General features: G+C 46.9%; 11 protein-coding genes. 6 read left to right on the forward strand and 5 right to left on the reverse strand.

The annotated features are described in order from the left end of the window. The first annotated feature begins 131 nt into the window (after positions 1-131). Positions 132-1001: a phosphatidylinositol-specific phospholipase C/glycerophosphodiester phosphodiesterase family protein gene (locus ABD960_RS14700; RefSeq protein ID WP_345331906.1), complete on the forward strand. Its 870-nt coding sequence runs from the start codon at positions 132-134 to the stop codon at positions 999-1001. Here ABD960_RS14700 and ABD960_RS14705 read toward each other — a convergent pair. Genes ABD960_RS14705 through ABD960_RS14715 form a run of 3 tightly spaced genes read right to left on the reverse strand, consistent with a single transcriptional unit; the run spans position 964 to position 4338 of the window. Beyond that, positions 964-2157: a glycosyltransferase family 4 protein gene (locus tag ABD960_RS14705; RefSeq protein ID WP_345331907.1), complete on the reverse strand. Its 1194-nt coding sequence runs from the start codon at positions 2155-2157 to the stop codon at positions 964-966. The two genes, ABD960_RS14700 and ABD960_RS14705, sit on opposite strands and share 38 nt — an antisense overlap. After that, positions 2132-3136 (reverse strand): lysylphosphatidylglycerol synthase transmembrane domain-containing protein, encoded by a 1005-nt coding sequence (locus ABD960_RS14710; RefSeq protein ID WP_345331908.1) that lies wholly within the window; start codon positions 3134-3136, stop codon positions 2132-2134. Before ABD960_RS14710 ends, ABD960_RS14705 begins: the two co-directional genes overlap by 26 nt. Beyond that, complete coding sequence (locus tag ABD960_RS14715) at positions 3133-4338, reverse strand: glycosyltransferase family 4 protein (protein ID WP_345331909.1); 1206 nt, start codon at positions 4336-4338, stop codon at positions 3133-3135. Before ABD960_RS14715 ends, ABD960_RS14710 begins: the two co-directional genes overlap by 4 nt. A gap of 205 nt (positions 4339-4543) precedes the next feature. Here ABD960_RS14715 and ABD960_RS14720 point away from each other — a divergent pair, with 205 nt between their 5' ends. The 3 genes from ABD960_RS14720 to ABD960_RS14730 all read left to right on the forward strand — a co-directional run bounded on the left by ABD960_RS14720 (position 4544) and on the right by ABD960_RS14730 (position 11571). After that, positions 4544-5989, forward strand: coding sequence for a 3-keto-disaccharide hydrolase (locus ABD960_RS14720; protein WP_345331910.1), 1446 nt, complete (start codon positions 4544-4546; stop codon positions 5987-5989). 21 nt (positions 5990-6010) lie between these two features. Then, a complete protein-coding gene (locus tag ABD960_RS14725; protein ID WP_345331911.1) occupies positions 6011-8110 on the forward strand; it encodes a plastocyanin/azurin family copper-binding protein in 2100 nt (699 codons plus the stop codon). Positions 8111-8181: 71 nt separating this feature from the next. Continuing rightward, the gene (locus ABD960_RS14730; RefSeq protein WP_345331912.1) at positions 8182-11571 is read left to right on the forward strand and encodes a ThuA domain-containing protein; all 3390 of its coding nucleotides are present in this window, start codon (positions 8182-8184) and stop codon (positions 11569-11571) included. A 57-nt stretch (positions 11572-11628) separates the two neighbouring features. Here ABD960_RS14730 and ABD960_RS14735 read toward each other — a convergent pair whose 3' ends face one another. Both ABD960_RS14735 and ABD960_RS14740 read right to left on the reverse strand, forming a co-directional pair. Continuing rightward, entirely contained in the window at positions 11629-12384 is a 756-nt protein-coding gene (locus ABD960_RS14735; protein WP_345331913.1) for a L,D-transpeptidase family protein, read from the reverse strand. A gap of 47 nt (positions 12385-12431) precedes the next feature. Further along, entirely contained in the window at positions 12432-13382 is a 951-nt protein-coding gene (locus tag ABD960_RS14740) for a 1-phosphofructokinase family hexose kinase (RefSeq protein ID WP_345331914.1), read from the reverse strand. Between the two features lie 145 nt (positions 13383-13527). Between ABD960_RS14740 and ABD960_RS14745 the strand changes: the two genes are divergently transcribed. Both ABD960_RS14745 and ABD960_RS14750 read left to right on the forward strand, forming a co-directional pair. Beyond that, a complete protein-coding gene (locus tag ABD960_RS14745) occupies positions 13528-14364 on the forward strand; it encodes a sulfite exporter TauE/SafE family protein (RefSeq protein WP_345331915.1) in 837 nt (278 codons plus the stop codon). Between the two features lie 3 nt (positions 14365-14367). After that, on the forward strand, positions 14368-14727 hold the full coding sequence (locus tag ABD960_RS14750; protein ID WP_345331916.1) for a DUF1634 domain-containing protein: 360 nt from the start codon (positions 14368-14370) through the stop codon (positions 14725-14727). Positions 14728-14747: the final 20 nt, after the last annotated feature.

Raw genomic sequence — 14747 nt, forward strand, 5'->3', positions numbered from 1 at the left:
GGTTGACGGTTGGAATTTGGATAATTACAAAAAATTAATATTAAAATGGCTGATTTAGAGTTTATTTAACCTTGATTTTATCATTTGCAAACTGCCGGTAAGTAGCTTTGAATTAAGAAATTTAACTTAATATGCGAACGGCAAAATTGACAGTAAAATTCCTTAAAACCGCCTCGTTAATCATCCTCATTTGCGGCCCACTCCTCGTCCGCGCGCAAAACGCTCCCCTCCAAAACGGTTTCGCTCATAATGATTACTGGCACAAACGCCCCTTGTTTGACGCTCTTGATAACGGGTATACCCATATAGAAGCTGATATATTTTATATAAACGGCGAAATGGTGGTGGCGCATTTCTTCCCGTTTTTTCAGGGCAAACGCACGCTGGAAAATTTGTATCTGAAACCACTTGCCGAACGTGTTAAAAAGCAAGGCAATATATTTGAGGGATACGATACGCCGATAACGCTGATGATCGACATCAAGACCGGTGCCGACGATACCTACCGCGCGCTTAAGCCCTTGCTCAACAAATACAGCTCCATCCTCTCCAGCTATGAAAATGGAAAAGTACATCAGCGGCAGGTTACCATTGTGCTATCGGGCAATAAACCATACCGCTCCATTAAAAACGAAAGGCAGCGCCTGGCGTTTATTGATGAGGATTTACGGGATGTAGGCAAAGATAAATGCAATGCCAACGTTTACCAGATGGCCAGCTGCAAATATAGCTCGCTATTAAACTGGGATGGCAACGGCAACATGCCCGAAAAAGAGCGCAAACGGTTATGCAGCTATGTAACCAAGGCTCACAGTATGGGCAAAAAAGTACGTCTGTGGGCCTCTCCTGAAAAGGAAAGCGTATGGAAACAACTGCTAAACTGCGGTGTTGACCTGATTAACACGGATGAACTAACAACGCTGCGCAAATTCCTTGTCAACAACACCTTAGTTCATGAAAAAATTAATCTTGCAGGCAAGCCTCGGGTTGCGTCTTTGTAATTTCTTCAAAACAATCCAGGTATTCCTTTACCATCTTGTCCCAACTGAAGTGCTGCATCGTGTATGCTTTTATCTCTTGTGGTTGTAAAGTATAGGCTGATCGCCCATCTGCAAGGCGGTTAAGCGCGTTTATCCAGGCAGCCTTATCGGCAGCAGGCAGCAGGTAGCCATTTCGCCCATTGGTTATTACATCTTTAATTCCTTCAATATTCGAGGCAAAAACTTTTGTTCCGCACAGGCAGGCTTCAAGACATACCAGGCCAAATCCTTCCAGATCGCCACTAACCGGGATGTTGGGCATAATAAACGCTTCGGCGGCCATTAATAATTGCAATATATCCTCAAAAGGCATACGGCCAAGGTGTTTCACCCGCTCAGTCGCCCCGGCACGCTGCAGCAGGCGGCGAATCTCTTCTTCATCCGTAGGCCAACCTAAAAACGAGGTTACCTGCCTACGCATTTTAGGCGGCAACGAGCGTATCACCTTATCGGCCAGCGGCGCCCGTGGCTTGAACGGGCCAATCATGAGCAGTAGAAAATCGTCACTCAGCGCCGGCAGCACGTGTTTTAGCAGCCAGGCAAAGCCTTTGCGCTTTACTGCACGCCCCATACATACCAGTATTTTTTTATTGGTGAGATCGATACCGTACTGTTTACCTATATCCTTTAACTTGTTTGGGTTAGGCTGGCAGTCGGCAATGGAGGCGTCTACGCCGTTGCTTATCACTTTTAGCTTATCGGCAGGGATACCATACCGCTGGCAGGCCTCGGCCGTGGCATTGCTTACGGCAAAAACCTTTTCGAACTTTTTATATTCGGGCAGCACCGTGCGGCGGTAAGTGTGATTGGGGAATACTACATCCAGCCCATGCAAAGTTACGGTACGCTTTAAATGCTCATAGCCTTTATGGCGCATGCATATCGCCGCCATCAATCCATCATTATAATGTATAATACTGATCTCCGGATATTTGCGGCACATGGCCACAATGCGCCGGTTAAGCGACATAAAAAAACGCAGTTTACTTGTGCCTGTTTTGTAAATAATAGTGTGCACACGGGTATGCTTTCTCATGCCCCGCACCAGTTCGTAGCTTTGTTTTTCCATTCCGCCTGTAGCAGGCGGATGTTTATGACTCACAAACAGGATTTCCATTTTTATAAGATGTAATAGTTTGTTTCCCGTCTATAAAAAAGTAAGCCACCAGCCCCAGCACTATCCAGAATAGCTGGCGGGCGCGGCGCAGTAATGAAGCAGTAACCCATGTTTCGGTAGCAGTGAGGCCAATGGCGGCAAGCATCAGTTTATTTCCGTACTCTTCCACCCCTATCTGCGCCGGTATAAATGCCCCTGCCGATTTAAATACGATCACACTCATGTCAACAAACATGGCCGGTATAAACCCAGCACCGGTACCCAGCAGGTGCAATATGATGTAAAGTTCGAGCGAACCTAATGCCCAGTGCAGCATAAAAAAACCGCAGGCCATCAGCAAATCCTTTTTGTTGGTATGATAAAATGTACCTAAGGCGGAATTAGCTTCTGCAACCTTAGCCCTTAACTTTTGGGTACGCACTGCCAGCCAGTTGCCTAAGCGGGTTTTTCGGAGTTGTTTGAGAAATAATATGAGCAAGTAAATAAACAACACTATCGCACCCGCTACGCAGAGCGCTATCCCTGTAACCTTAAACGAAAAATGCAGCGCCGGAATAACTGCGAAAGACAGTATGGTTATCAACAATAGCGATAATAAATGCGTAGCCATCATCAGCACGCGCGATAACAATACAGAGGTGATCACTACCTGCTTTTCAATCGCATAATTGCGAAGCAGGTAAACCTTGAGCGCCTCGCCCGCAACTATGCTTGCCGGATTAATGATACCCACCGTTTCGCCCACATGCCGCACCCAAAACAGATGGAAAAGCTTAACCGGGCGACCTTCAGCACCCATGCAATACCGCCAGGCAATGGTACCGCATGTGTAGGAGCACGCGCTGGCAATTAATAACCATATAAAATGCAAACCTACCCGCTGCAATGACCGGCCTACGCTATCAAGATCGGCATGGCGAAGAAAAAACCAGGCGCAGATGAGTACAATAATTATTAATAAAAACTTCAGGTATTTCATTCGGCGGGCAGCAGTTGACCCTGGGTTTGCCCGGCCAGTTGGTTAATATCATTAAAATATATGCCGGCAAGTTCATCCCAATCAAATGCACAGCTGTATTGTAAACCGGCCTGTATAATATCCCGGCGCAGTTTATCATCATTCAGCAACAGCATAATTTTGCTTATATAAGCCGCGGCATCATATGGGTTGCATTTAAATCCATTAATGCTCTGTTCAATAAAATCAGCCGAGCCACCGCCATCCGCAATAACGCACGGCAGCCCCGATGCCATTGCCTCGAGCACAACATTACCATAAGCTTCGGAAACCGAAGGAAATACAAAAACATCAGCGGATGCATATAAGGCTGAAAGTGTTTCATGATCTACCCGGCCGGTAAAAAAGGCATCGGGCATGCGCTCTTCACATATCGCTTTCTCTTTACCATCGCCCGCAACAACCAGGTTAAACGGTACATGGGTAGCCTTTAAGCCATCATAAATGTTAAACAACGTTTCCAGGTTCTTTTCCCAAACCAGGCGGCTGGCAAACAGTATTACCGGGGCGTTATCACCCGTGATGTTGCGCATCAGTTCAGCATCATTTTTGGCAGGCGAAAAAAGGCTGGTATCTATTCCGCGTTTCCAGCTTTTCATTTTATCTGCCCTTACACCAATGTCAGTAAGCCACTTGCTTATCCCTTCTGACGGCATATAGATCATGTCGCAACCGTTGTAAAAGTTGCGCTGGCTTTCTGTAACACGTGATCGTATAAAATCGATCAGGAAAGGGGCTTGTTTAAAATAATAATCGATGTATGATATAAAGTGTGTATGATAAATGGTGATTACCGGCAATTGTTCCTGCCGGGCATATTTAAGCGCGAATTCACCCAAAAATGATGGTGTGGCTATATGCACTACGTCGGCATCAAAGATTTTAAGCTTTTCCTTCAGGCTGCTCTGTACCAGGCCGGGCAGTGCAAGCTTGTAACTACGGTTAACCGGCACCGTAAGGGCGGGCACCTTTATGCATTCAAAACCGCAAAGCTCATCGGGCCCAGTGCCGCATATAAACAAAAACTCATAACGCTCCGCATCAATACGGCTGATAAGCTGGTACATCGTCCGGACGGCGCCATCATGATCCTTATCAAGTATCTCCGAAAAAAATACAACCCTTGTTCTTCTGCGGTATATCATACCCAAAACTATGGGCAACTTGTAATCTCATTATTAAATTAATATTGTTAATGGCTGTACGGCTGCATTGATTGGCGTTAGACAATGTTATCAAATTATAAAGAATACGAGCTGTTTTGTAACAATTTGTTTAGACATTCAGGTAATTTTTAAAAACAAGTTAATCAGGCTATTCAGGTATCACCAAAATCTCTATATTAGCCCACCTCGATAAAAACGGATTATGAGAAAAAACCTTTTACTAAAAACAACATCTCTGTTGTTTCTGTCCGCTGCTGCTATACCTTTTACCGGCTACGCGCAGAATACACAGATACCTCTGAGCGATCTGTCGGCATTTAAAAAGCCATCTGCAAACTGGTCTGTCGCCGGTTCAGTAAAAAGCGACTTTAACAAAGAAGAATCGCTTGAAAAAAAAGATGGCCAGGGCATTTTGGTTACCATCCCGGGCAAGGGAAAAAATGAAGACCTTTTTACCAATTTTGAACATGGCGACATTGACCTGAGCGCTGATTTTTTGATGCCCAAGGGCTCAAACTCGGGTATCTACCTACAAGGCCGTTACGAAATTCAGCTGAGCGACGCCTGGGGCAAGGACAAGTTGACTTACCAGGATCTGGGCGCTGTGTACCCACGTTGGGATGAAAGCCGTCCGCAAGGCCAGTTTGCTTACGAGGGCGTAGTGCCGCGTATCAATGTAAGCCGTGCACCGGGCCTTTGGCAAAACATCCGCATTGTTTTCCAGGCGCCAAAGTTTGATGCTTCGGGTAAAAAAACATCTAATGCCCGTATTGTTAAAATTGTGCTAAATGGTGTTAACATTATTGAAAACGCAGAATTACAAGCGCCAACCCGTGGCTCGGCCTTCCCTAACGAGGCTGCCACCGGCCCTATCCGCCTGCAAGGCGATCATGGCGCCGTAGCGTTCAAAAATATTAAATACAGCACCTCTGTAGATACTAAGGAAACCGACGGTTCAAAACGTACGTTCAGCGAGAAACAGGTGTTTGTTACCGTTACCGATGAGCCGGTGTTGCTGCGCAGCTTTGTTGACATTAACGATAAAAAACGTGTTACCCATGCTGTTAACGCGGGCTACCCGGGCAACATCAGCTACTCATATGATTTAGGTACAGGAGCCTTGTTCCAGGTATGGAAAGGAGGCTTTGTGGATGGAACGCCAATGTGGCTGTTCCGTGGCGATGGCAATACCACCGTTATTGGCAGCAAAGTGCCTTTAACTGATGCACCTGCCATTGCGGTATTAGGATCAGAAACCACGGTATGGCCTGATTCACTGCTTGCCGATCAGGCATTCCGCAGCCGCGGTTATGAGCTTGACGACAAAGGTTACCCAACCTTTAAATACGAGGTTAGCCAGTTAAAAGTAGATGATAAATTAACCAGCGAAGACGGTGGACGCAGTTTAACCCGCGTGGTTACGGTTAACGGCCCGGTTAAAGATAAGCTTTACCTGCGCGCCGCATCAGGCAGCGATATTGTTGAGGCCGGTAACGGCATGTACGCGGTGAACAACTACGAGTACTACGTACAGTTTGATAAAGGCGCCAAACCGGTACTGCGCAACGCAGGCAACGGCCAGGAGCTGCTTATCCCGGTGAAGGATGCGGATAAAGGCGCATCTGTTAAATATTCAATTATCTGGTAACCTCAACAAATACTGTTATAAATGAAAGCTAATTTAAAGAATATATTACTCTCTTTATCTGTAACTGCCGTTGTTGGGTTTACAGCTAAAGCACAAAATAAGGAAGCGGGAGCTACCGAAAAAGATTTTTACCGCATTGTTACCCTGCCCATACCTGAGGGTATTGAGCTTGAGGTTGGCGGTTTAGCCCTGTTGCCTAACGGCGATATGGCTGCATCAACCCGCCGTGGTGATGTGTACATTATTGAAAACCCGTACATGCTTAACGGCACTACTCCGCACTACCGCAAGTTTGCCACCGGTATGCACGAGCTGCTTGGCCTTGCCTACAAAGATGGCGCCTTATATGCCGTACAACGCGGCGAGTTAACCAAACTGGTTGACAAGAACGGCGACGGCAAAGCCGATGTGTACGAAACCGTATTTGCATGGCCATTAACCGGTAACTACCACGAGTACTCGTACGGCCCGGTAGTTATGCCTAACGGTAACTTTATGGTGAACGCCAACGTAGGGTTCGATGGCTTTGAATGGTGGAGAGGTAAAAGCCATGTGCCTTGGAGAGCCTGGACCATGGAGATCACGCCTGATGGTAAAATGATGCCATTTGCTACCGGTTTACGTTCACCTGCAGGCCAAGGCTTAATTGATGGCAAATATTTTTACTCTGAAAACCAGGGTGACTGGGTAGGTTCGGGCCACATGATGCAATTAAACAAAGGTGATTTTGCAGGACACCCTGCCGGTTTAAACTGGGCTGCACGTCCGGAATCACCGGTTAAGGCACGCACCCAGGACATCTACTCACGTGTTGACCCACGCTTTAACCAGGGCAAAATTGAGGATGATGATCCGAACCGTCCGTACAAAACATTTTTTGAGGTAGCTAAAGAAGTACCGGGCATGAAGTTGCCAACGGTATGGCTGCCGCACTCTATATTGGGTACCTCAACATCATCCATGATACAAATACCGAATGACGACCGTTTTGGTCCGTTTGCAGGGCAGGTAATTATCGGCGATCAGGGCCAGAGCCGCCTGAACCGCGTTTACCTAGAGCAGGTAAAAGGCGAATACCAGGGCGCTGCCTTTACCTTCCGCGAAGGTTTTGAGTCAGGCGTACTGCGTTTGGCCTGGGGTAATGATGGTTCGCTTTTCGTTGGCCAAACCAACCGCGGCTGGGGTTCAAAAGGTCAAAAGGATTTTGGCTTAGAGCGCGTAGTTTGGAGCAAACGCACACCGTTTGAAATGAAAGCCGTTAAGGCTATGCCAGATGGTTTCGAGATTGAATTTACCAAACCGGTTGATAAAAAAGCGGCTGCCGATCCGGATGCTTACGCGATAACCGGCTTTATTTACAAATATCACCCGGTTTACGGTAGTAATACCGTGCGTGAGCAACAACACGTGGTTAACGCGGCTATCGTATCAACTGATGGTACAAAAGTTCGCCTGGTGGTTGACGGCCTTCGTGAAAAATATGTTCACGAGATCACCCTTGATGACAAGATCGTTTCGGCTGATAGCGCTGCCAAAGTACTGCACCCTGTAGCTTATTACACGTTGAATAACATTCCGGAAGGAGCTAAACTTAACGTGCCTCAACGTAAGCCAAAAACGGGAATGGCAGGGCATGACCATATGAACATGGGCAAACCAACCACTACCCCTGCTAAAGCTACTACAGCTAAAACGCCGGCAAGTACAGGCTTGAAAAAGAATCAGACTACTAAACCCGCTTCATGGACAGAGATCGATCAAACCATAACACTGGGTACCAAACCAGGTTTGAAGTTTGATAAATCAGAACTGACTGTTAAAGCAGGCAGCAAAGTAAAGCTTACCTTCAGCAATAATGATGATATGCCGCACAACTTTGTATTGGTACCTGACGGGCAGGCGGTAGCTGTAGGTGAACTGGCCATGAAACTGGGTTTATCAAGCGTTAAGCTAAGCCACATCCCTAACACGCCAAAGGTATTATATAATACCACGCTGGTTGGGCCGGGAGGTTCGCAAACCATTTATTTTGAGGCGCCAAGCAAACCCGGAAAATATACTTATGTTTGTACCGTACCAGGACACTTTTACGTGATGCAGGGCACACTCATAGTGAATTAACCAACATTACACCATACAGAATAAACCGGTACTTAGTTACCGGTTTATTTGTTTTAAACCCAATTTTAACTGTGAAAAGTACGTTTTATTTACGCTTATCGGGCTTTGCCACACTGGGCATTTGCATCGTGCTGTTTTTATGCGGAAAGATGGCACCCAAGCCAAGGGTACTCGTTTTCGCCAAAACAGCAGGCTTCCACCACTCATCCATTCCCAAAGGGCTTGCCGCCGTGATGAAACTGGGTGCCGAAAACAGTTTCGATGTGGATACCACCACCAATGCAAACGCCTTTATTGAAGCTAACCTGAAAAAGTATGCGGCGGTTGTATTTTTAAGTACTACCGGCGATGTTTTAAATCAATATCAGGAAGCTGATTTTGAACGTTACATACAGGCCGGAGGCGGTTTTGTAGGCATCCATGCCGCAAGCGATACCGAGTATGGCTGGGGTTGGTATGGCCGTTTAGTTGGCGGTTACTTTAAAAGCCACCCGGCACCGCAGCAGGCCATATTAAATGTGGTTGATAAAAATCACCCATCAACCAAACACCTGCATGATACCTGGACCCGTACCGACGAGTGGTATAATTTTAAAAAGCTTAACCCGGGCGTTAAAGTGTTGATCAACATCGACGAAAAAAGCTACAAAGGCGGCGAAAACGGCAACAAACACCCGATGGCCTGGTATCATAATTTTGACGGCGGCCGTGCGTTCTATACTGAGCTTGGCCATACCGATGAATCATACGCTGATCCGCAATATCTGCAACATGTTTTAGGGGGCATAAAATATGCTATTGGTGATGGTAATGCAATCGATTACAGCAAAGCTAAAACCCAGCGTACACCCGAAGCTAACCGTTTTATTAAACGTGTACTTACTGAAGGCACATTGTTTGAGCCTACGGAGATGGCCATATTGCCCAACTTCGATATTCTGGTTGCACAGCGTCGTGGCGAGCTGATGAAGTTTGATGCTGTTAAAAAAACGGTTAAACAAGTGGGCTACCTCAATGTTTATTTTAAAACGAAAGTGCCTAACGTAAACAGCGAAGAGGGTTTGCTGGGTATAGCCGCCGACCCTAATTATGCTAACAATCATTACATCTATATGTACTACAGCCCGGCAGGCGATGAGTCGATAGACCGTTTATCGCGCTTTGTTTTTAAGGGCGATACATTGGACAACGGCTCGGAGAAAGTAATACTGGAAGTTAAAACGCAGCGGGAAATCTGCTGCCATACCGGTGGTTCTATCGCCTTTGGCAAGGATGACAACCTGTATGTATCAGCCGGCGATAACTCCACTCCTTTTGACGAGCCCGGTCAGAAATATCCTACCCATAGCTTCGGGCCGATGGATGACCGCCCGGGCCATGAGCAGTATGATGCGCGCCGCTCGGCAGGTAACACCAATGACCTGCGGGGAAAAATACTTCGTATAAAAGTTAATGCCGATGGCAGTTATGATATTCCGGAAGGCAACCTGTTCCCTAAAGGTACCGCCAAAACCCGCCCGGAGATTTACGTAATGGGTAACCGTAACCCGTACCGCATATCCATCGATAAAAAAACAGGCTACCTGTACTGGGGTGAAGTCGGCCCCGATGCCAATGTGGACAGCATAGGCACCCGTGGTCCGCGCGGTTACGATGAGGTGAACCAGGCCCGTAAAGCAGGCAACTTTGGCTGGCCTTTTTTTGTAGGTAATAATTACGCTTACAATATTCACAATTACAACACTAACGAGAACGGTGCACCGGCTGATCCGGCGAAACCGATAAACAACTCACGCAACAATACAGGTTTAAACGAGTTACCGCCTGCGCAACCGGCCTATATCTGGTACCCTTACGCGCAATCGCCGGAGTTTCCGGAACTGGGCAGCGGTGGCCGCACGGCCATGACCGGCCCTGTTTATCACAGCTCAGATTATCTGCCTACTACCCGCTATCCTTCTTATTATGATGGCAAGCTGATTATCTATGATTTTGTGCGCGGATGGATCAAGGCCGTATCGCAAACAGCTGCAGGTGATGTGGACAAGATAGAGCCTTTTGTTGACGGTATGAAGTTTAACTCCATGATAGACATGGAAGCCGGACCTGACGGACGCATCTACGTGTTAGAATACGGTAACGGCTGGTTCAACAAAAACCCCGACGCGGCGATATCCCGCATTGATTACCTGGCAGGAAACCGTCCGCCGGAAATCGCTTCATTAAAGGTTGACAAAACCAGCGGAAGTACACCCTTAGCCATATCGGCAACGGTAAAAGCTACCGATCCTGAAAAGGATGCGCTTACCTACGTTTGGCACATTGGCACAATAAAAAAGACAACCAAAGTACCTGTATTAAAACATATAGTAGCCAAAGCAGGTGAGTATGATATAAGTGTTGATGTTATAGACTCCAAAAAGGCATCAACCACCAGCAATACCATAACGGTGTATGCCGGTAACGTGCAGCCAACCGTCGCTGTAAATGTAAGTGGCAACCGCAGCTTTTACTTCCCGGGCAAACCGATTAACTATAAAGTGAGCGTTAAAGATAAGGACGCGCCGGTAAACCTGGCTAACCTTTATGTTACCGCCAACATGATTAAAGGGCGTGATATGGCCGGTGCCAACCTTGGCCACCAGGTGGTACAGGCTACTACTATGGGCAAAAACATTATGCTAACTTTAGATTGTAAGGCCTGCCATAAAGAGAATGAGGCTTCGATCGGTCCGTCATTTGTGAAGGTTGCACAGAAGTATAAGAACTCAAGAAATGCCAATACGCACCTGGTAAGCAAAATTATTAAAGGCGGTGCCGGTGTTTGGGGCGAGGTTGCTATGCCAGCGCACCCATCACTAAAAGAGGATGATACCAAGCTGATTGTCGGCTGGATACGTTCGCTGGCGGACGACAACAAGCCTAAATCGTTACCGGCCAACGGCAGCGTAACACCAAGTGCGCAGAACGCGCAAAAGCCCGATATGCTTTATACCATACAGGCTAATTATACTGATGCGGGTGCCAATGGCGTAAGGCCGCTATCAGGCTCGGGCACTGCGGCACTGCGTAGCAGCGTGATTAACGCGGACGATTTTACCGCCGTTAACGGTTTTACAAACAAAGAGACTGATGGTACAAAATACCTGGTGTTCCCGGCAACAACGGGCAGCTTTAAAGCCGGTAAGTTTGATGGCACAAGCATTAAGGCGCTTGAGTTTACCGGCGTATGTAACGGCTCAGCGGCCAGCTACACCATAACGGTTTACAACGGTAAAGGCGGCGTTAAACTGGGCAGCGGAAGCATCAGCTTTACCACAGGCAGCCAGGAAACAGTTGCCACAATTCCGTTAGCCAAAGCGGTTAGCCCTGCTTTGCGCGATTATTATATTGAAGTAAAGCAAAGCACGGCTGTTAAAAACCCGCCTTTGCTAAAATCAATACGGTTTGTTCCGTTATGAGGATGAAACCACAATTAAACAAAAACGCCTTGCCAAAAAGCAGGGCGTTTTTGTTAGCTAAAAGACGTACTCGCCCGCAGGATTGATCGTAACTGCTAACTCCTGCTGCTTTGTTAAAAACTGATCATAGCCTTTTTTGAGCTTAGCCCAGAAAGCGATGGTATTTTTATCTCCGGCATAAGGTGCTGAAAAACGATCGGCAAAAATACTGTTAAACTTATACGGGAAAATGTAAACGTGAATTTTGCGCTGCCCGCTTTGGTAGGCCTGTAGAGCGAGCAGATAGATCTCTTTAATATAATCGTCGGTTACCGGCAGGCAACCTATGGTTACGCATTTACCATGGATAAAGATATCTCCGCCGGGATCATTGCTTCCACTCCTGATCCTGTCGGCAGCATTCGGGTAGTTGAGACCTAATGACAGGTAATAAGCGCTTGCCGGATTAAACCTGTCGATATAATAAAACCCCTCCGGAACCTGCCTGTCGCCTTTGCGGCGCTTAGGCCCCAGCAACCCCGACATAGAACAAACACTGTACGTTTTAAATTTACGGTATTTTACCTCTGCCGGCGCCTTAACATAAACCGTGAGGTGCTGCTCGGTTTTAAACGCTGTTATCAGGATATTAACCTGATTAAGCGACAAGCCAAACGGTTTAAGATTTTCATTCAACTGTTTCTCTTTTTCCGTGTAAGCCTGCTTTACCCGTATGCTCCGTTTCTGGTCGCGCATAAAGGTGGCATCATCAGTAAACGAGGCTGATACTGTTAAAAGTACTACAGCGGTAATAATTAAGACAAGGCGTGTCATGATGTAGGTTTTACTTCATAACGACACAAATCACCTAAAATTATAGTTTAAACTAAATAATTAGTAGTTTGCTTATTTAACCATTCGTATAATCGGTCAACATCCTCTTTTTTAAATAGTTCAGTACCGTGGTTCATGGTGGCTGCGCTGCCGCAGGCGATACCCATGCGCACCATGTGGCCTAAATCGTAATTATTTACACAACCGTATACCATCCCGGCAACCATACTGTCACCAGCGCCTACAGTACTACGTTTTTTTACCGATGGTGCGCTCACAAACTCGGCATAATCCTTAGTTACCACGTAGGCGCCTTGCGGCCCCATTGATACCACCACTATACCACATTTATCTTTATTAACAATGATACGGGCGGCTTCTTCAATCGCGTCATTATCCTCGGCCTCTATACCGGTAAGCTTTCGCAATTCGTTTTGGTTGGGTTTAAGCAGATAGATACCTTCTTCGATGGCCTGCTCCAGCGCTTCGCCGGATGTATCAATCACCAACCGCGCATCTTCCTGATGTGCAATGCGGGCTACCTTGGCTAAAAAATCTGTACTCACGCCTTTTGGTATACTGCCGCTGGCTACAATGTAGCTGGCTTTGGCGGCCATTTGCTTTACGGCTTTTAATATCGTTTCCTCTTCGCCTTCAACCAATGCGGGGGCCGGCATGCCAAAGCGCAGTTGTTCATTAGTGGCCCTGTTTACTACAATAAAGTTCTCGCGGGTAAGGTTAAAAGTTTCTATGGGGTGCTGCTCAATCTGCTCCTTGTGCAATAGTTCCTGCAAAAGTTTCCCGCTGAGCCCGCCGGAGGTAAATACAGCCGTGGAGGTTAAACCCAGGCGCTTTAAAGCGCGTGATACGTTGATACCGCCGCCGCCCGGTTCAAATTTAGGCTCGTCGCAATTCAGCTTGTGCTCCGCGATAATTTTCTCAACTGATGTACTCTTATCTATAGTAGGGCTTAACGTTAGCGTTAAAATATGTTTCATATAACAGGGGTATGTTATCTTAAAAAATCAAGCCGCAAAGATACAAATCATCCCGCTCAATAAATGTTCAAACTGCCTTTTTAATGGTATTCTAACTTTCATCGTGTTGTAAAAACTGTACTTTTACGGCTCGCAGGAGTTGATTATGACAGTACTTACTTTTACCCTGATACTGTTGGCGGGAGCATATGCCGCCGGCTTGTTAGGCTCATTAACAGGCCTTGGCGGCGGTTTTGTGGTGATACCACTGCTTACCTTGGCGCTGGGCGTTGATATACATTATGCCATAGGCGCATCGCTGGTATCAGCTATTGCAACATCGTCGGGCTCGGCGGCTGCTTATGTAAAAGAAGGCATTACCAATATGCGCTTAGGCATCTTTTTGGAGATTGCCACAACCATTGGCGCATTTACGGGCGCGGTGCTGGCCGCATTCATCCCGGCGCATTTTATCGCTATCCTTTTTGGTACGGTGCTTATATGCTCGGCCATTATATCCCTCAAGAAAAAATCAAATGAGGTAAACCTCAAAAAAAGCTATCTGGCAGAAAAGCTACAGCTCGACGGGCATTTCCCGGAAGCAGGAGGATTTGTAGCTTACCGGGTTATTAACGTAGCAGGCGGCTTTGCCATGATGATTGTAGCCGGTATTATATCGGGTATTTTGGGCATTGGCTCGGGCGCGTTAAAGGTTGTGGCGATGGATGGCGTAATGCGGATCCCGTTCAAGGTATCAACCACTACCAGTAATTTTATGATTGGCGTAACCGCGGCAGCCAGTGCCGTAGTTTACCTGCAACGCGGTTATATTGAGCCTGGCATTTGCATGCCGGTAGTTATTGGTGTAGTACTGGGTGCTTTAAGCGGCTCAAAAATACTGGTGCGTACCGCATCCGCTGCGTGGCTTAAATATTTGTTTGCCGGCATTATTTTAATACTGGCTATACAGATGATCTATAACGGAATATTAGGAAGGGTTTAACAAATGAAGATACAAGTTATAATAGGCCAGTTGCTGCGCATAGGCGTGTTCGCATCCATTGGCATAGCATTTATCGGGGGCATTATATACCTTACCCGCCATGGGCACGAGATAGTTGATTACGCTACCTTTAAAGGTGTGCCTGATTATGTAAAGCCCGGCAATCTCTTCAGCAGCATGTTTGCCCTGCGCGGCCGGGCCATAATTCAAATCGGTATTATACTGTTGATCGCTACGCCGGTGGTGCGGCTCATATTTTCAGCCATTGGCTTCGCCGCCGAGAAGGATTACCGCTATATGTTGATCACCCTGCTGGTGCTGGGCATCATTATTTTCAGCATGCTTACCGGCAAGGCAGGCTAATAACGTGGTATATATTTTGA

It is taken from the genome of Mucilaginibacter defluvii, from assembly GCF_039543225.1.
In the GTDB taxonomy this organism is placed as follows: Bacteria; Bacteroidota; Bacteroidia; order Sphingobacteriales; family Sphingobacteriaceae; genus Mucilaginibacter; species Mucilaginibacter defluvii.

Excerpts from the sequence above, each read along its gene's own strand:
- ABD960_RS14750 (WP_345331916.1), top strand. The coding sequence starts at position 14,368 with ATGAAGATACAAGTTATAATAGGCCAGTTGCTGCGCATAGGCGTGTTC.
- ABD960_RS14745 (WP_345331915.1), top strand. The coding sequence starts at position 13,528 with ATGACAGTACTTACTTTTACCCTGATACTGTTGGCGGGAGCATATGCC.
- ABD960_RS14700 (WP_345331906.1), top strand. The coding sequence starts at position 132 with ATGCGAACGGCAAAATTGACAGTAAAATTCCTTAAAACCGCCTCGTTA.
- ABD960_RS14740 (WP_345331914.1), bottom strand. The coding sequence starts at position 13,382 with ATGAAACATATTTTAACGCTAACGTTAAGCCCTACTATAGATAAGAGT.
- ABD960_RS14705 (WP_345331907.1), bottom strand. The coding sequence starts at position 2,157 with ATGGAAATCCTGTTTGTGAGTCATAAACATCCGCCTGCTACAGGCGGA.
- ABD960_RS14725 (WP_345331911.1), top strand. The coding sequence starts at position 6,011 with ATGAAAGCTAATTTAAAGAATATATTACTCTCTTTATCTGTAACTGCC.
- ABD960_RS14735 (WP_345331913.1), bottom strand. The coding sequence starts at position 12,384 with ATGACACGCCTTGTCTTAATTATTACCGCTGTAGTACTTTTAACAGTA.
- ABD960_RS14710 (WP_345331908.1), bottom strand. The coding sequence starts at position 3,136 with ATGAAATACCTGAAGTTTTTATTAATAATTATTGTACTCATCTGCGCC.
- ABD960_RS14720 (WP_345331910.1), top strand. The coding sequence starts at position 4,544 with ATGAGAAAAAACCTTTTACTAAAAACAACATCTCTGTTGTTTCTGTCC.